At 57.1% G+C, this 19,045-nt stretch carries 8 protein-coding genes; 7 read left to right on the forward strand and 1 reads right to left on the reverse strand.

Annotated features, from left to right (window positions below; all coding sequences use genetic code 11):
* Window positions 1–53: 53 nt before the first annotated feature.
* On the reverse strand, window positions 54–1,502 hold the full coding sequence (locus A9Q02_RS10975; protein ID WP_097653059.1) for a cyclic nucleotide-binding domain-containing protein: 1,449 nt from the start codon (window positions 1,500–1,502) through the stop codon (window positions 54–56).
* A 217-nt stretch (window positions 1,503–1,719) separates the two neighbouring features.
* Here A9Q02_RS10975 and A9Q02_RS10980 point away from each other — a divergent pair, with 217 nt between their 5' ends.
* The 7 genes from A9Q02_RS10980 to A9Q02_RS11010 all read left to right on the forward strand — a co-directional run bounded on the left by A9Q02_RS10980 (window position 1,720) and on the right by A9Q02_RS11010 (window position 19,045).
* A complete protein-coding gene (locus A9Q02_RS10980) occupies window positions 1,720–3,528 on the forward strand; it encodes an aldehyde ferredoxin oxidoreductase family protein (protein ID WP_097653062.1) in 1,809 nt (602 codons plus the stop codon).
* 1 nt (window position 3,529) lies between these two features.
* Window positions 3,530–4,648 (forward strand): glutamate 5-kinase, encoded by a 1,119-nt coding sequence (proB, locus tag A9Q02_RS10985; protein WP_097653064.1) that lies wholly within the window; start codon window positions 3,530–3,532, stop codon window positions 4,646–4,648.
* Window positions 4,645–7,386, forward strand: a complete 2,742-nt coding sequence (gene uvrA, locus A9Q02_RS10990; protein WP_172450882.1) for an excinuclease ABC subunit UvrA — start codon at window positions 4,645–4,647, stop codon at window positions 7,384–7,386. Before proB ends, uvrA begins: the two co-directional genes overlap by 4 nt.
* A 208-nt stretch (window positions 7,387–7,594) precedes the next feature.
* Window positions 7,595–9,235: an LbetaH domain-containing protein gene (locus tag A9Q02_RS10995; protein ID WP_097653066.1), complete on the forward strand. Its 1,641-nt coding sequence runs from the start codon at window positions 7,595–7,597 to the stop codon at window positions 9,233–9,235.
* Window positions 9,232–10,188, forward strand: a complete 957-nt coding sequence (locus A9Q02_RS11000; protein ID WP_097653069.1) for a response regulator — start codon at window positions 9,232–9,234, stop codon at window positions 10,186–10,188. Before A9Q02_RS10995 ends, A9Q02_RS11000 begins: the two co-directional genes overlap by 4 nt.
* 92 nt (window positions 10,189–10,280) lie before the next feature.
* On the forward strand, window positions 10,281–18,212 hold the full coding sequence (locus A9Q02_RS11005; RefSeq protein ID WP_097653071.1) for a GAF domain-containing protein: 7,932 nt from the start codon (window positions 10,281–10,283) through the stop codon (window positions 18,210–18,212).
* Complete coding sequence (locus tag A9Q02_RS11010) at window positions 18,209–19,045, forward strand: alpha/beta fold hydrolase (RefSeq protein WP_097653074.1); 837 nt, start codon at window positions 18,209–18,211, stop codon at window positions 19,043–19,045. Before A9Q02_RS11005 ends, A9Q02_RS11010 begins: the two co-directional genes overlap by 4 nt.

A 19,045-nucleotide genomic window follows, 5' to 3' on the forward strand; every position in this document is an offset into this window, starting at 1 on the left:
TAGCCAAAGCCCAGTCCTCACCTCGTTGTAACCAACCGCGCTAGCGCGGTTGGTTACAACGGAAAAACCTCTTCCACCGGAACCAGCCGTAACGACCCCGTGGGGCACCTGCTGACACACGTCAGGTCGTTGTACCCAGGGCACAGGTCGCATTTGTCAGCGCGATGCGTCGGCCTCGCCGGCTCCAGCGGGATCATCGGGCTCCGCCGCAGGCGATCACTCGCTGCCCGTAGCATTGTCACCAGCGGCCCGCGCTGAGGGCGTTGGTGGGGCAACGGGACACTCGCAACGGCATCGTAGGGGCACGCTTCAATGCATTTGCCACAGCCGGTGCAAGCGTCGGTGATGATCAACACACCGTTTTCGGTGCGCTCAAAGGCGTCATCAGGGCAGACTTCCACACATTCAGCGCCGACACTGCATTGCCGACAGGTATCGACAACATCAAACTGATCGATTTTGGCCCCGTTCAGACTCAAGCGAGCACGCCCATGCCGATCGGCACACGCCTGTTCACAGATACGACAATCTGGTGGGCAGAGTTCCGGGGTGCGCACGAGCAGATGGGTGCCTCGCAACAGGCCCTTCGTGACCGCCAGTTCAACCTGGTGCTTCCGCTCTTCATCATTGCTCACCTTCTCCGAGTTGCTGAGACGGGCTTCAATGACCTGGCGGAGTTGCGCTTCAAGTTCTGGACGCTCTTCAATCAGGCGGTAAAATTCAGCCCCTGGCAGGGCAAGCACATCGGTAGGGGTTAGGGCACGCACATTCGCCCGATGAGGCTTGCTGGTCAGCAACGCCATCTCACCAAAGAAATCACCCTCGCCCAATGTGGCAATGGTCACACCATCTTGTTCGACCATCACCTGACCATTCTCAACCAAATAGAGCGCACTCGCCGGTTCGCCCTGACGGATAATGGGGGTACCCCGCGCAATATGCATTGGTTCCAGCAACCCCGACAGAGCCAGGCGCTCCATCGGGAAGAGTTGACTCAACAAGGGAACACGCGCCAGGGTACAGTCAACCATGCGCTGCTTGTAGACGCGGCGCAAAGCCGCAGCCAGCATGGGCATGCTGCTCAGCGCATCGCGGAGTTCGGCAATCGGTATCTGTAACAGATGGCAGTCGGTTTGCGTCAGCGCACTCATCCGCCGAAAGAAATCACCAAACAGCGGCCCTTCGCCAAAACAATCGCCACGTGACAATGCGCCCATCAACACATCGCGGCTATCTTTGTCACGCAAGCGCAAAAACAGGCTCCCCTGCAACATAATGAAGAGGAAGCGATCCTGTTTCTGTTGTCCTAAGAGCGTCGCCCCGGCAGGGAAAGCGCGAAACGTGCTCATCGCCAGCAGGCGGCTCAATTCACCCGGCGGCACATCTTGGAAGCAATCAAGGCACGCCAGCACCGCCAGCGCTTCTTTACGCCGCATACTCTCACGATCAGCCCGCACCTGCGCGACAGACGAACGGGCTGGTGAAGATTTTTTTACCGCCATTACTGACTACCTTAGGTCTCATATGCATGAACTTTAGGGCGCTAGCCCTAAGAACCCATATGTATGCTGGTGAGAACGGCCAGCGCCACTGGCCGTTCTCACCAGCATACATATGACGAACTACTCACAAGCCTATGCCTTACTATAGCATACCAGATTGCGCGAGCAAGGTATAATAGGAAAAGAAGATGATGTAGCATTGTGAGCAATATACCTTATGGCTCTCCGTACTCTGACTATTGACCTGGCACGCGGTCACGCTCGCCAGTTTTTGCCGGCTACGGTCGAACGCGATTATCTTGGTGGTCGTGGCGCAATTGCCTGGCTGCTCTGGCATCACCTGCCGCCCGCTACGGCTCCGCTGGCCCCCGAAAATGTACTGGTCTTTGCCGCAGGTTCCCTCGCTGGTACCTCCGCATTTGCCTCGGGTGGCTTTGTGGTTGGGACTCGCTCGCCCCTGACCGGCGCAATTGCCTATAGCTGGGCCCAGGGTCACTGGGGGGCACAGTTGCGTCGCGCTGGCTATGATGTGCTCGTGATCCGTGGTCAGGCTACCAATTGGGTCTACCTCGCGATCGAGGATAACCAGGTGCAACTGCATTCGGCAACGCACCTGCTCGGTGCTGATACGGTAGCAACCGCCGCGATGCTTCAAGCCCGCCACGGCCATGAGGCCACTGTGGTCGCACTTGGCCCCGCCGGTGAGGCCGAGGTTGCTTATGCCAGCATCGTTGCCGAGGGTCGCTACCCTGCCGAACCCGCCGGTACCGGCGTTGTGATGGGGGCGAAACGCCTCAAGGCGATCGTCGTTCGCGGTGGCCCGCCCTTGACCGCCCACGATCCGCAGCGTATGCAGGCCGCCCTCGATGTCATCCGCCGCCGCGTTGAAAGCAGCCACGTTGCCGCCGGCCTCAGTGAAGTTGGCAGTAGCCATCTCCTCACGCGTGCCGTTGAGGCTGGCGCGTTCACTGAACACAATGGGCAACGTGGGTACGTCGGTGAGCACATGCTCACCCTTCGGGCTAGCCTCACGGCCCATCCCCGTGAGTCGCGTGGCTGCCAGGATTGCCCGATGCCCTGTTATTTCGATCTCTTCCAGAACCCCGAGGTGCGCCGCCCTGTGCCCGAACTTGAATGTGTCGCCGGGTTTGGGGCCTGGTGTGGCATTACTGACCTTGATTGCCTCACCCTCCTCGCTGACCGCTGCCTCCGCCTCGGACTTGATCCCGTTGCGACCAGTGCTGCCGTCAGTTTTCTGATGGAATGCCAAGAGCAAGGGCTGACTCAGCAGCAGTCGCTCGTCTGGGGCGATGGCGAGGCCGTCCTCACTGCTGTCGAAAACCTCGGTCGCAAGCACGAGAAACGTGACCTGCTCTCGCTTGGTGTTGGTGAGATGCAAGGCGTCTTCTGGGGTAGTGAAACGTTTGCACCTCAGGTCAAGGGCCAGGCGATGCCCGCTCTCGATGTACGCGCTTCCTATCTGCTGGCCCTCGCGACCGCGACCGCCCCCATTGGCGGCGATTATCGCTATGCGATGACCTACGAACCCTTCCATCTCGCGCCGCCTCCCTGGATTCCTGAACAGTCCGGGATGCCCCACGACGCTTATGGTAAGGTTGCCCGCCTCATCTGGCACGAGCGCTTCGCCGCCATCCTCGATGCCGCCGGAATCTGCCGCCGCCTCGGGTTGATGGGCTATCAGCTTTCACCAGGCGAATTGCTCGCGTTGATCGCCGGGGCAACTGGGGTGGTCTTGACCGGCGCTGATATGTCCCGTCTCGGTGAACGTATTCTGACGGTCGAACGCCTCTTTGCCCGTCGGTATGCCGATAATGGTGGCCTTGATACGCTCCCATCCCGCTGGCTGCGTGAGCCGCTTGAAGATGGACCCGCCGCCGATCAACTGCCGCCCCTTGCTTCAATGCTCGCCGCATATTATCAGCGCCACGGGTGGTCGCCTGCGGGCGATCCGACCCCCGAACGCCTGGATGAGCTTGGCATTAAACGTCCAACGAGTAGTGCTTAGTATGACAAACCTTCCTTCACGCTTTGTGATCAAGCTTGGTACCAGTGTCCTTACCGCCGGTACCGATCGCCTCAATCGCCCGTACCTCGTTAGCCTCGCTCGCCAGGTCGCCGACCTGCGCGCTCAGGGTGTCCAGGTGCTCCTTGTCTCGTCTGGGGCCGTCGCCGCTGGCCGCGAACGCCTCAATGATGCGCCCGATCACCGCTCGCGCGCCAATGTGCCCCTCAAACAGGTCTATGCCGCCGTTGGGCAGAGCCGCCTGATGCACCTCTACGAGCAACTCTTCGAGTTATATGGCCTCCAGGTCGCGCAGGCCCTCTTGACCCGCGATGACCTCCGCGATCGTCGGCGCTACCTCAATGCCCGTAATACGCTCTTGCTCTGCATCGAGCGTGGCATTGTGCCGATTATTAATGAAAATGATGCCGTGGTTACCGCCGAGATTCGTGTCGGTGATAACGATAATCTCTCAGCTATGGTCGCTGGCCTCGTTGACGCCGATCTTTTGCTGATCCTCACCGATATCACTGGTCTCTATACCGCTGACCCACGCAATGATCCCAGCGCTGAATTGATCAGTGAAGTCGAGGTGATCGATGAGCGAATCTGGAGCATTGCCGGTGCCGCTGGAACCCATCGTGGTACCGGTGGCATGCAAACAAAGATCCAGGCCGCTGAATTGGCGACCCGCGCCGGTACCACCGTCGTGATTACCTCGGGTATGCAACCCGATGTGGTACTCCGCGTTGCCCACGGTGAACGCCTCGGTACCCGCTTCCCGGCGGCGGCGAGCCACCTCGACTCGCGTAAGCGCTGGATCATTGCCGAAACAGCCCGCCAGAGCCGCCTCGTCGTTGATGCAGGTGCCGTCCAGGCTCTCCGCTATCAGGGTCGCAGCCTCTTGCCCGCTGGCATTGTGGCCGTCGAGGGCGAATTTGACCGCGGCCAGACGGTGCGTATCTTTGACCAGGAAGGCCACGAGATTGCCCGCGGTCTGACCCAGTATCGCGCTGCCGATGTCCGGACAATCAAGGGCCTCCGTTCAACGCAGATCGCCGAGACCCTTGGGTATGAGTATGGCCCCGCCGTCGTTCATCGTGATGACATGGTGCTGATGTGAGTTGGATTATTGTCCGTGGTGCCCGCGAGCACAATCTCAAAAACATTGATGTGCGCTTGCCCCGCCATCAACTGGTGGTCATCACCGGCCTCTCAGGCTCGGGCAAGAGTACACTGGCGTTCGATACGATCTTTGCCGAAGGCCAGCGTCGTTATGTCGAAAGTCTTTCGGTCGCCGCTCGTCAGTTTCTCGGCCAACTCGCGAAACCAGATGTTGATGCCATCGAGGGTCTTTCGCCAGCGATTGCCATTGATCAGCATAGCGGGAGCCGTCATCCGCGCTCAACGGTCGGAACCGTCACCGAGATCTATGATTTTTTGCGCCTCCTCTTTGCCCGCGCTGGTCAACCCCACTGCCCGCAGTGCGGCCTGCCCCTCATTCGCCACTCGGTGCAAGAAATGGTTGATGCGATCCTGACCCTCCCCGAAGGTAGTCGCCTGCTCTTGCTCGCGCCGCTAATTGCCCAGCGTACCGGCGATCACGTGCTTGTCTTTGAGGAAATGCGCCGCCGTGGCTTTGTCCGCGTGCGTGTCAATGGCGATGTCCGCGACCTTGATGAGGTCATTACCCTCGATCCTCTACACAGCCATACGATCGAGGTGGTGGTCGATCGCTTGATTGTCCGCCATCCTCCAACCAACGTCGCTCGCCCCCGCGCTGATCAACTCGCCGAACACCCCGATCGCGTGCGGATCACCGACTCGGTCGAGACGGCCCTCAAGCTTACCGCAGGACGTTTGCTTGTGCATACACTCAATGGCGCAACCCTGAGCTTTTCACAGGCCTATGCCTGCCCTGACCACGGGGCAATTAACCTCTTCAGCCTCGAACCACGTCATTTTTCGTTCAATAGCCCGCACGGTGCCTGCCCAACCTGTGATGGTCTGGGCCAGGTCGCTGAACGCGATCGCGGCGCGCATCGTGACCGCGAGTTGCTTGCGTCTGCGTTATCTGATGACGCCCCCGCTGATGAAGAAGAGGCCGATGAAGCCGCGTTCGTCAATGGGGCGTTCCAGATCTGCCCTGCGTGCCACGGCGATCGCCTGCGGGCTGAAGTGCGGGCCGTCACCTTTGCCGACCAGACTCTGCCCAACATCAATCGAATGCCGATTACCGAGGCGTTGGCATGGACCCAAAGGATCTTAATGCTGGTGGAGGAAAAACCGCCTACGCCACCACCAGACCATCCCTCAACCGACGCCGGCCTCGCCTCCACAGAAGCGGGCACGACACCCACAACCCTCACCACACGCCAACGCTTGATCGCCGCCCCGCTACTCAAAGACGTCGTCGAACGACTTGCCTTCCTTGTTGATGTTGGCCTCGGCTACCTCACCCTCGACCGGGCAGCCACGACCCTCAGCGGTGGCGAGAGTCAACGCATCCGTCTGGCAACCCAGGTTGGTGCAGGCCTCTCGGGGGTGATCTATGTGCTTGACGAACCAAGCACCGGTCTCCATCCCCGCGACCACGAGCGTCTGTTGCGGACGCTCATCCGCCTGCGCGACCTCGGCAATAGTGTGCTGGTGGTTGAACACGATGAAGCGACGATCCGTGCCGCTGATTGGATTGTTGATATTGGCCCCGGCGCTGGCCCACAAGGCGGCGAATTGATCGTCAGTGGCACCCTCGCAACCGTGCTCGCCGAGCCGCGCTCACTCACTGGGCAGTACCTCAGTGGCAAGCGACGAGTCCCGCGCCCAACGCAGCGACGCCCCGGCAATGGTCACTTCCTGACCCTCCGTGGTTGCCGTGAAAACAATCTCCACAATCTCGACGTGACGTTTCCGCTCGGATGCCTCGTGGTCGTCACCGGTGTTTCAGGGAGTGGCAAAAGCAGCCTCGTCATGGATACGCTCTATCCTCGCCTCGCCCAGGAATTGCATGGCGCCCAGGGGCGCGTCGGACTCCATACGAGCCTCGAAGGACTCGCCGCCATTGACAAAGTTGTCGCGATTGACCAGCATCCGATCGGGCGCACCCCACGCTCAAATCCAGCCACCTACAGTCGCGTCTTTGACCCAATTCGCAACCTCTTTGCCGCCACCATCGAGGCCCGCGCCCGCGGGTACGATGCCTCACGCTTTAGCTTCAATGCCCGGGGTGGACGCTGTGAAGCCTGTCGTGGCGAGGGCCTGATCCGCGTCGAAATGCAGTTTCTCCCTGATCTCTTTGTGCCCTGTGACCGCTGTGGTGGCACCCGCTACAACCGTGAAACCCTCGATATACGCTATCGCGACCAGACCATTGCCGATGTGCTCGCCATGACCGTCGCCGAAGGTGCCGAGTTTTTTGCCCGTGTTCCCGCGATTGCCGAACGGCTGCAAACTCTGCTCGATGTTGGCGTCGGCTATATTCGCCTCGGCCAGCCGGCCAATACCCTCTCGGGGGGTGAAGCGCAACGCATCAAACTGGCAACCGAACTGGCCCGTCGCGCCACTGGACGCACCCTCTATATCCTTGACGAGCCAACCAGCGGCCTGCACATTGCCGATATCGAACGCCTCTTGAGCATCCTGCATCGCCTCGTTGATGCAGGCAATACCGTTATGGTGATCGAGCATAACCTCGATGTCATCCTGCACGCCGACTGGGTGTTTGACCTGGGGCCCGAGGGTGGCAGCGGCGGCGGGCATCTCGTCGCCGCTGGCCCTCCTGAAACGGTGATGCAAGTCGCCGCCTCACCCACGGGGACATACCTTGCCAGACATCATGCTTCACTGGCTACTCAAGGTTAACATAATCTATTGACGATAGGGCAAGCCATCGTGTACAATACCAATACTCACCCCTACTGCGAAACCACGCATGGTTCTCGTAATGCGACTGTAACCTCGCCTACTTGTGATCCCAGTCGCTACATCCTATAGTACTTCGTAGGGGATGTATGCCATCAAGGTGGGTAGTTACTATCTCTCATGTTGTCGTGCAAGAAAGGGGATCTCGATGGAGCGCATCATCATCCGCGATCATCAACCGATCGCTCCGTTTGCTGAACCCGCACGCGAATTACGTATTCTGAATAAGCCCCTTTGGTTGCTCCAACGCGATCTGCTCAAACATCACTGCAAAGGTAGTCTTGAAATAAATTCAATTGAAGATCTTTTTACTGAGCAAAATAGCAACTCAAATGAATTATTAGTTTATCGCGATAATCTTTTTTTTAATGCAAATCTTATCGATGCATTCATCAGTGCCGCACGCGCTTCGGGGCGTGCCTGCCAGATCGCGTTTCGTGCCAGCAATCCTGCCACCGGCGTACGGGGTGACCCCACGATCGAACGCCATGCGTTGCAGTTGACCCGTGGTTTTGTTGCCCGCGCCGCGCAACCCTGCCTCGATGACGGTCGCGACGCGTGGGCCGATGTCTATCTTGCCGAACTCTACTATTTCCCTCACGGCCCCGTTCAAGACCCCACCCCGCTTATTATCGAAACCCAGAGCCACGAGATGGGCTATTATCATATCCCAAGCTATATGGCGCATAAGGGCGATCTCACCTATCAGATCCCGCTGCGCGCTTTTCTTTCCCTTGAAAGCTGGGTGCATGTCTTTATCGCCAATATCTTGATGGGTGTCTTCACCGATGCGGCAGCGCAAGATGTCAAAATGAGCCGCGCTCGCCTCAAAGATGTGCTCCACTGGAAACGCGAAGATTGGCGCATCTTTGTTGATAAGGCCGGCTTCTCTGCGGCGGCGATCTGGCAACGCCTCAATCCCTTTGAAGAGATGTGGCGCAACCATTTCCTCGCCTCGCATGCCCTGGTCAAAGTGGGCAAGAATTGCTCGATTGATCCCTCGGCAACCATCCACGGGCCAACCGTGATCGGGGATAATGTCTATATCGGGCCAGGCGTTGTGATTGCCAATAGCATCATTGGCAATAATGTCAATGTGATGCAGGGAAGCCAGGTAATGCTCAGTGTGGTGAGTGATCGCTGTTTCCTCCCCTTCAATGCAGGTCTCTTTATGACCACCTTGATGGAAAATAGTATGGTCGCCCAGAATTCCACCCTGCAGTTGACCGTCGTTGGGCGCAATACGTTTATCGGGGCCAATAATTGTTTTACCGATTTCAATCTACAAAATGAACCAATCAAAGTGATGCACCGCGGCGAAGCCGTTGAAGTACATCTCCCCGTCTTGGGGTCAGCTGTGGGCCATAATGTAAAAATCGGCAGTGGCTTTGTCGTCTACCCTGGACGAATGATCGAGTCGAATACCGTTATAATCTTTGATCATGATCAGGGCTTGATTAGCAAGACGGTCAGGGGGCACGATGTCGACGATGTCGACGTTGATACCAGTGAACCACGCCGGATTATCTATCACTGGCCCAATGTCTACCACGACCCAGCCCAACCAGACCAGCCTGAACCACCTGGGGCCTCCCTTGATCAGATCCAACCAGCCTATTCCAACGGAAGCTGCCGTTCCAATGGCGATCACCACGATGCCTCCACTTTGCATGAGCATCAGTCGTTGCCAACCCCAGCCCGATCAATTAGTCAATCGACTGGCTCTGTCAGCCAGCAGCACCAGCGCGTCGGTGTTTCTCCCACCAGTGCGAGGAGGTCAATCCGGTGAGCAAAGAACGTATTCTAGTCGTTGAAGACCAGCCTGATATTTCCAACCTGCTCAAGATCTATTTCACATCGCGCGGTTACGAGGTCTTCACCGCGATGCGTGGTTCCCATGCACTGGAGATCTGTAGCAAAACACCACCCAATCTCGCCCTCCTCGATGTCAATCTTCCCGATATGGAAGGCTATGAAATCGGGCGGGTGTTACGGGCCAACCCCCGTACACGCCATATTCCGATCATCTTTTTGACGGCACGCGGTGAACGCCGTGACCGTCTGATCGGCCTTGGTGAAGTGCAGGCTCAGTACTATATCGTCAAACCCTTTGATATCGAAGAAGTTCATACGATTGTCAAGAACCAGCTCGATGAGGCCCGGCGCAAAAATCAATTGCACCCCGTCACCAATCTCCCTACCGCCGAGTTGATCAATGAGCAACTCCGCAATCTCTTGACGACCCAGGGCTGGGCAATGGCCCAAATCCATATCAATGGCTTCGAGACCTTTACCCAGAGTTATGGCTCGGTTGTGGGTGAGGATGTGCTGAAGTTTACCGCATTGCTCCTCAACGAGGGGGTCAGTGAAGTTGGCATAGGTAATTCTGATGAGTTTGTCGGCCAGATGGTGGTCGGACCTGATTTTGTTGTGACCTCAACCCCTGAACGGATCAAACTGATCTGTGAACATTTGCTAAATCGTTTTGACGAAGAAATTGGGTTGCACTACAATTTCCGCCATCGTAAACAGGGCTTCCTGGAGATCACGGATGAAAACGGAACGATGCGCCAGGTGCCGTTGATGTCGCTCGCTATCGGTGTCCTGACCAGTCAAGATGGCCCGTTTTACGATATTCGTGAACTCAGCGAGACGGCTGCCGAAACACGCCAGCGCGCCACCCATCAGGCGCGTGAGCAGGGCCGTAAGAGTTGGATTGCCTATGGTCGGGGTCATGCCTAAACAGAAGTTGTCCGTTCAGGCTCTTCAGAAAGCTGCTTCATCTCCGTTTATATGAGCAGAACGTCGCTGTGGAGGAGCACCACGACTGCACTATGGATACCACACTTGCCCTGACCTCTGCAACAGGCTGGGAATTGCTCGCACAGCTTGCCCAGAGCATGCAACATCAAACACCAGTACCCTCAGCCGACTATGCCGGTCGGCTCGTTGCGTTACTGACTCGCTATCTTCCTTGCTCAGCAGGTCGCCTTGAACTCTGTGAGCAAGGATATGTCGTGGCTACCGCAGCCTGGGGTGCGGAGTTTGCACCGCCTGAAGCCTCGGCCCTCCTCGAGTGTCGTGCAGATGCTGAGTTGGTCGGGCAGTTGTTCCTCCATGAGCCCTACGGTGTTCTCCTCGAACCTGCGTTTCGTGCCGCCCTCGCGGCGCAACTTGCCTTCTTGATCGCCTCCCAGCAGCGCTTACTTGCCTCAAATCAGATCGAGCAGATCTATGAAATCGCCGCCGCTAGGCTCAAACTGGTCGGTGATCGCGATCTCGTGACCCTGCTTCAGTCGTTTCTGGCCAGTGTTGCCTCCCTTCTGCAGGTTGAGGCGGGCGCGATCTATACCGTTGACCCCGATGAAGGCCGCCTCAATTTGCTCGCCCTCGGTACGCGTGATCTGCGCCTCACCACGAGCTTGCCCCTGTCAAGTGAAAACCTGATTGTTCAGGCCCTCCAGGGCATGCAAGTTGGCACACTGACGCTTGACCTAGGTCGCACGACCCAGCCCCCCCCACAAGACCTTGCCCGACCCGCGCTGGCGGTGCCGCTCAAGCATCAGGACGAACCTGTCGGTACCCTCGTCTTCCTCTTGAAGCATGCGCACGTTGCGGCCTGGCTCTTGCAGGCCGCTGACGTATGTGCCTCCCAGGTGATGCTGCTGGTGCGCAATGCACGCCTCTTGAGCCATCAACAACAGCGTGCCCGTGAGCTCTTCGTCCTCTATGAAAATAGTCAACAGATTACCGGCACTGGTCAACTTGACGGTATGCTCGCCCGCGCAACCGAGAATATTGCCCTTACCCTCAAAGCTGATATCTGTGCTGTGCATCTGGTCGAACAATCACCGCCCGATACGCTGCATACTATCAGTGTCTACAGCGACGACTCGACCCACCATGCCGAGCGCAATGGACGCTTTCCTTCGACCCTGAAAGGGGCCAGGTTTATCCTCGCGCAAGTGGGTCGCGACGAGACGATGCTGATCGAGGATACGCAGGCGATCGCCAGCCATAATGATTTCGCCGCGATCCTCGCTGCCGCAGGCTGCCAGAGTGCGCTCGTTTTGACGCTGCGCGGTCAGGATCAGATCCTCGGGTTGATGACGCTTGGCTTCAACCGCCCCCGTCACCCTGTCTCGCCAACTGACCGCAACCTCGCACAGGTGCTCGCCGCTCAGGTTGCAACGGCTATTCTTAATCGCCGCCTCTATCTCGCGGCCCAGCAACGCGCCACCGAGCTTGAGTTGCTGCAGAGCATTAGTCAAAAACTGACGGCAGAACTCTCGCTTGAAGAGACGATCGAGGCGATCCTCGCCGGGGCCAAGGAACTCGCTCGTTTTAACGGTGCCCGCATTACCCTTGTTGATCAACGTGCGCAAGCGTTGCGCCTCGGTGCCCAGTGGGGTCTCGACGAGGCACTCGCTGCGGCTGAGTTGACCACCTGGCTTTCACGTCATCAGCGTACCCTGCGCATTAGTGACCTCGCACACCTTCCACCTCAACTCCGCGATCTGCATCTTTCAGGTGCTGTCAAACTCACTGATCAGGGGCCTGCACGATCCTATCTGGGGGTTCCGTTGCGCCTCCGCGAAGAATTGCTTGGAACCTGTGAGTTGTTTGCAGTACAACCTGGCGCTTTTACCGAAGATGATGCCCGTTTGCTCACGATTGTCGCTGGCTATGCCGCGCAGGCCATTGCCAATGCCAGTCGCTATGAACAGGCGGACACCAGTCTTCAGGCTCGTATTGAACAGTTGCGCGCACTCCAGCGCGTCTCGAGTCAGCTTGCCTCCACGCTCGACCAGAAAGAGATCCTGCGGTATGTGCTCGATCAGGCCCTCAAGGTGACCGGGGCGAGCCATGGCTTGATCGCTCTCCGTAACACCGCTGATGATGAGACGGCTGAACACGCACTGCTGCTCGATACGCTCGGGTTGGGTGACCAGCAAACCCCCGCCATCTATCGCGATGCCCTCGATACCGCTGTACCACAGGTTCGTTCGGTCTATTTTATTGCTGAGGCAGTTGGGTTTGAAACGGCACGCCATGATCAATTGATCGGCACTCCTTTGCCCTTCACCGCAACCACGGCCTGGCGCGCCCTCGAACGACGTGAGCCCGAGTTCAACGATCGGTTGTCTGCTGATGAGTGGGTTCCTGAACACCTTGCCGATAAGCAGTCAGCCCTCGCAGCCCCTATCTTCTATCAGGCTGGGGTCTATGGGGTCTTGATCCTTTTTGCACCTCGTTTGCGTGCGTTTGATTATGATGCCGTTGAGTTTTTGCGTGCCCTGACCCACCAGGCCGCGGTTGGGATTGGCAATGCCCAGCGTTACGCCGAGTTGGAACACCTCTACCGTACCCAGGAGACAAAAGCCGAGATCCTGAATAATGTGCTCGAAATTGGTCAGGCCCTGCGCGGTGAGCGTTCGCTTGAGAATCTGCTCGAACAGGTCGCGTATAGTGCCGTCGAGTCGGCCAATTATCGTAAGGCGCTCTTCTGCCTGACCAGCCCCCAGCAACCTCGTCTGCTCACGCCGTTCGCCGCTGCGGGTATTCCACGCGATGTGCTTGCCTCAATGAAACAACTGACGCTTGATGATCGCCTCGTAACTCGTTATCTCGAACCTCGTTTTCGGCTCGGACGCTGCTATTTCATTCCCGCTCAAGAAGCTCGTGTGATCGAAAGCGAGTTTGAGACCAACATTTTTGCGTATCTGCAAGGTGATGACGAGCCCTTGTCCTCCGAGTGGCAAATGAGCGACCGCCTCTGTGTGCCCCTCTATGCCACTGACGGCGATCTGCTCGGGGTCATGCTGGTCGCCGATCCGCTCGATCATCGCCGTCCAACTGAACGTACCGTTGAGCCACTCGCAATCTTTGCTGACCAAGCCGCTATCGCGATCGAGAATGCCTGGCTTTTGCGTGATGCCGATGCCCGCGCCGACGAGATGACTGCCCTCTTTCAGGTTGGTACGGCCGCAACCTCAACCACTGATCTCGATACCCTGCTCAACCGTGTCTATGCCGAGCTTACCTCCTTCCTTGGGGTGCCAAGTTTCTTCTTTGTGGCAAGCTATCACCACGAGACCGATGATATCTATTTCAATCTGTTTATGCAAGGCAACGAATTGGCCTATGCCATGCATAAGACCGTGGTGCCAAGATCGGGCCTGATTGAACTGGTACTCCACAATGGCGAACCACTGTTGATCGCGGATCTCTGGGCTCAACCAGCCTATCAGGCTCAGGCTGTGCATTATGCCGATGAAGCAGCATCCATTCGTTCCTGGCTGGGGGTGCCGCTCATCAGTCAGGGCCGCGCTATCGGTCTGCTCTGTCTGCAAGATGTGCAACCCCATGCCTTTGCCCAACCTGAGGTTCAGTTCCTGTCAACGGTCGCCAGCCAGCTTGCTATTGCAATCGAACGGGCAAGTCTCTTCGATGAGCGCGAACGCCGCCTCACTGAGCTTGATGTGATCAATCAGATTGGCCACGTTACCAGTTCAACCCTCGATCTCCAGATGATGCTTGAACAGGTCTATGATCACCTGAAGAGTTTCCTGTCACTCGATTCCTTCTTTGTCTTTATCTACTATGAAGAAGAGAATCGGATCACTCTCTCGATTGAAGTTGATGATGAGATCTTGACGTTCGATGATCATTGGCGTACCCCCAGTCCAACGAGTTTGACCGCACGGATTATTCAGACCCGTAGCCCCCTGCTCTTCCACGATCTCCGTCAGGAAGAGATGGACGAGAACTTCAACCCGGTTACCTTTGGTACCGAACGCGTCTCGGCCTCATGGCTGGGGGTGCCGTTGCTCGTTGGCGAGAGCAGTGTTGTCGGTGTCATTGCCGTCATGAGTTATAGCCCCGGGTTGTATGGCCCGCGTGAACGCTCCTTCTTGACGACGGTAGCAAATCAACTGGCCCTCGGTGTCCAGAATGCACGCTTGCTCGAACAGGCCGAGGCCCAGGTTGACCATTTGCAACTCGTCAATCAGGTATCGTTCATGGCGAGTGCCGAAACTGATGTCCAGGCGATCTATCAACTCGTGGTCGATGCGATGGCACAGGCCACGCGCGTCGATCAGGCCCGACTGGTCATCTATGACCGCGAGGCTGGGGTTGCCTATGCTGTCGCTGAACATCGAGCCAGTGGCGTTCTTGATCAGATCCGCATTCCGCTGCGCGATAGCCCGTCCGTTGATTGGCTCGATCAACACCGCGAGCCGCTGGTTGCCCTTGATGCGCAGCATGATCCACTCTTTGTCCTTTCTCATGCTACCTTCCGTGAGCTTGATATTCGCTCGATTGCCCTCGTACCGCTTGTTGTCGCGGAAGAGGTAATCGGTGCCGTGGGCCTCGATTTTGTTGGCCGAGTCGGTGAGTTCAGTACCCAGCGCGTCAAGCTGTGCCATACGATCGCGAATCAAACCTCGACCGCGATTAGCCGCGCTCAAGCGTTTGCCGCCGCAAGTGCGAGTGCCGAGGCCCTTGAACAAAAGGTGAAAGACCTCTCGACGGTGCTTGATGCCGCCGGGATCCTCTCCTCACTCTTGCGCGCCGATGAGGTGCTGAATAAACTGATGGATCTGGTGAGCCGAAGCCTCGGTGTGGCTACGGTGGCACTCTGGATTATCAATGGTGAGGATGTCCTGGTACCAATCGCCATTGCGGGCATTCCCATTGACCAACGCCAGAGTATGCGCGTTCCCGTCGGTGAAGGTATGACCGGACGCGTCGCCTCCACTCGCAAACCGCTCATTATTGATAATGTGGAACTCTCTGGCACGTCACTCTATCCAACCTACCAGCGCGAAAATCACCTCATCTCCTATATGGGTGTGCCCGTCATCTATCAGGGCGAAACGATCGGTGTCCTCAGTGTGATGACGAACGCCGAACGTCATTTTAGTCAGGACGAACAGGCGCTCTTGTTAGGTCTCGCTGACCAAGCGGCGACGGCCCTTCAGACCGCCCGCCTCTTTCAGGAACGCGAACAGAACATTCACGAGCTCTCGACCATCAATACGATTAGCGCTGATGTCAATGCCACCCTCCAACTTGATGACCTCATTTCCCATCTCCACGAGGGCATTGGCAAGGTTCTTGATGTCCGTACTTCAATGGTGACTCTCTATGATGTCCCCACCAATACCTTTACCTGCCCCCTCGCCTATCATCAGGGCCTTCGTGTGCAGCCTACCGCCCAGATGCTCCGTGATGCGGTGAATGCCAGGGTTGTCCAGTCTCATCAGTCGCTCCTGTTCACGAGCCGCGATGATATCCTGACCGCTGGCTTGCTCCCGGAACCATTTGATCCCGCGCTGGTCGAGTATCCGGTCGAATCGCTGCTGGTTGTGCCCATCCTGTTTGGCAATCAACCCCTCGGCGTGATCAATGTGCAGAGCTATGAACCACGTGCTTTTACCGAGGGCGACGAGCGTTTCTTGATGACAGTGGCGAATCAGGCCGCAGCCGCCATCAATAATGCCCGCCTCTTTAGCGAAATGACGCGCAATGCCGACGAGATGCAGACGCTCCTCGATGTGACGCGTAGCCTCGCAGGTTCCCTTGATCTCGATGAGACCCAGCGCCTCATTGCGTCCGGTGCGCTTGGGTTGCTCAATGCCGAGTTGTGCGCCGTGCTACGCCTTGATGCTCACGGAACCATCGAACAGCAGGTGCTCGTTGATGCCTCTGGCCTCCGTGACGATCTTCATATCGACTTCCGCTTCCACGGGATGACCCACGCGCTGCTCGAACGGAATGCCCCTCTCGCCATCGCCGATCTCCATGTACTCGAAGATTCAAATCCCGATGCGCTCCGTCTCGGTATTCGTAGTGTCGTCGGTACCGCGATTGGTCTGCACGATGAACGCCTTGGTGTGATTTGGATCGGATTGTATCAACCTCACGAATGGTCGTCTCAACAGATTTCTCTGCTTGGCATTCTCGCAAATCAGGCCGGTCAGGCCCTCAAGAGTGCCCGCCTCTTCGCCGAGGTCTCGAATCTCGCCGCCGATCTTGAGCATCGCGTGAAAGAACGAACCGCTGAGGTTGAACTCGCGAATCAGCAACTCTCTGAGGAAAAAGAACGCCTCGAAGCTGTCCATACCATTACGCTTGAATTGACAACCCAGCTTGATACGTCGATCATTCTGCGCGAATCCCTCGAGTCGATCTCGCTGAATCTTGGCGTCACACGCGGGTCAATTATGCTCCGCGACCCCGAAACCCAGGTGCTTATCTGCCGTGCTGTGCTCTTTGGCCTTGGTGATGCCCGTACCGCGAATATCCCCCTCAGCCTGGGCGGCGGTGAGGGACTCGCCGGCTGGGTGATGCAATACCACGAGTCGGTCAATATCCCTGATGTCCTCCAGGATCCGCGCTGGCAACAAGAACCCGGACGCGCTGATGATGTACGCTCTGCTGCTGCTGTACCTTTGCAAACCAGCGACCAGGCCCTTGGGGTGCTCGTGCTCTCGAGTACCCAGGTGAACTATTTTACCGACTCGCAGATGAATCTCCTTGGCACGATTGCCAGCGTCGTTGCAGCTGCCGTCTCGAATGCCCAACTCTATAGCTATATTAATGATCTCGCGAATAGCAATGGCTTACTCCTCGAAGCCCAACGCGAAGAGAGCTCCAAACGCGCCGCTGTCTTTAGCTCGGTCAGTGAGGGCATTATCGTGCTCGATCCCGACCAGTGCATTACCCTCTTCAATCCCGCAGCTGAACAGGTCGTCGAGGTTGCTTCGGACATGGTGCTTGGTCATCCGCTGAGTATCCTCGAACACCTCAACACCGATGATATGGCCGTGCAACGGCGTGCACGGGCGATCTTCCAGGCGCTCGCCAATGGCCTCAAACAGGTGGAGTTGCATCAGCAGATCTACTCAACTTCGATTGATCTCACCGATCCGACCCAGTTTATTGCGGCTAATCTGGCCCCCGTCATTGGTCCTAGTGGCGACCATTATGGCAATGTCGCTGTGTTACGTGATGTGACCGGTGAAATCGAGGCCGATCAGGCGAAACGCCAGTTTATCTCGGATGTGAGCCACGAACTGCGGACGCCCCTCACGGCAGTTAAAGGCTATGTCGATGTTCTGCTGTTGACCGCTGCGGATAGCCTGAATGAGGATCAGATTGGGTTTCTCCAGATTATCAAAAATAATACCAATCGCCTCCGGGCGCTGATTGACGATATTCTAGAATTCTCGCGCCCCGACTCCAAGCGTAAACTTCAGATTAGTGACATTGATATTCCATCTTTGATTAAAGAGGCCGTGCAGTCGTTGCTGCTCGAGGCCGAGCATAAGCAGATGCATGTCTCGCTTGATGTCCCCGACGATCTGCCGCTCGTGATGGGCGATCAACGCCGCATTAGCCAGGTCTTCTTCAATCTCTTCTCGAATGCCGTCAAGTATACCTTTGAAGGCGGGCACATCCACGTCCGGGCTTTTATGAATCCAGGTGGCATGCTCCAGATCGAAGTCGAAGATACTGGCGTCGGCATGACCCCCGCCCAACTCAAGAAACTCTTCCGTCCCTTCTACCGTGCGGATAATCCCCTCCGTGATATCACCGGAGGCACCGGTCTCGGCCTGGCGATTGCCAAACAGATTGTGGAACAACACGGGGGCGAAATGTGGGTACCTTATAGCGAACCGGGACGCGGCAGTGTCTTTAGTTTTATTCTGCCCCTTGACCAGCCTGAAGCTGAGCAGACTGACGAGGACGCCACGTGAGTGCCATTCATCTTGACAATCGTCTGGTTCACTACGAGGTCGTAGGACGTGGCCAGCCAATTATTTTCCTCCATAGCTGGCTCGGCTCGTGGCGTTACTGGGTCTCAACGATGGATCTTGTCTCCGAGCGCTACCGTGCCTATGCCCTCGATTTCTGGGGCTTCGGTGAGAGCGATCGGCACGGTAGTCATTTCACGATTACTGATTATGTGCATATGCTCGGCCAATTTATGGATCAGATGGGGATTGCCAAAGCTAATCTGGTCGGTCACGGCCTCGGTGGCATGGTGGCGATACGGGCTGCACGCGAGCAACCAGATCGCTTTTTACGCCTGATGACGGTCTCGACCCCGATGCAAGGCCATACCCTCGCCGATCTGGTCAAGCCAGGTACTTTTTCGCGCCTCCTCGGTAAATCGAATCCAAGCAATGTCTGGTCGAAGTTGCTCCGCAGCATCCCGATCACTGATCCTGAAGTGCAACACGAACTGCTCGAAGATACCGAGGGCCTCAGTGAAACAGTGCTCGCCAGTGTGCAAGAATCCCTCTTTGATACCGATCTCCGCTCAACCGTCAATGTGCTTGAGCGCCCCCTCCTGGCGGTCTATGGCGCCCAAGATAAGATTATCAATCTTGACCACGTTATGTTTCTCAATCAACTCCATGATCGCCCGGTGCAGTTGCTGATTCTGCCCAGAGCTAACCACTTCCCCTTCCTTGAGCAAACGACAACCTTTTCACGCCTGTTGCTCGATTTTCTCATCGCTGAACAGCAACCGGTGGAGATCAAGGAGGAATGGAAACGACGGGTCAATCAGCGCGAGTATCTCTAA

Origin of the sequence: Candidatus Chloroploca asiatica (assembly GCF_002532075.1) — a bacterium.
GTDB classification, from domain to species: domain Bacteria; phylum Chloroflexota; class Chloroflexia; order Chloroflexales; family Chloroflexaceae; genus Chloroploca; species Chloroploca asiatica.

Coding starts and splice junctions, on each gene's coding strand:
- A9Q02_RS10975 (WP_097653059.1), bottom strand. CDS start 1,502: ATGGCGGTAAAAAAATCTTCACCAGCCCGTTCGTCTGTCGCGCAGGTG.
- proB (WP_097653064.1), top strand. CDS start 3,530: ATGACAAACCTTCCTTCACGCTTTGTGATCAAGCTTGGTACCAGTGTC.
- A9Q02_RS10995 (WP_097653066.1), top strand. CDS start 7,595: ATGGAGCGCATCATCATCCGCGATCATCAACCGATCGCTCCGTTTGCT.
- A9Q02_RS10980 (WP_097653062.1), top strand. CDS start 1,720: ATGGCTCTCCGTACTCTGACTATTGACCTGGCACGCGGTCACGCTCGC.
- A9Q02_RS11005 (WP_097653071.1), top strand. CDS start 10,281: ATGGATACCACACTTGCCCTGACCTCTGCAACAGGCTGGGAATTGCTC.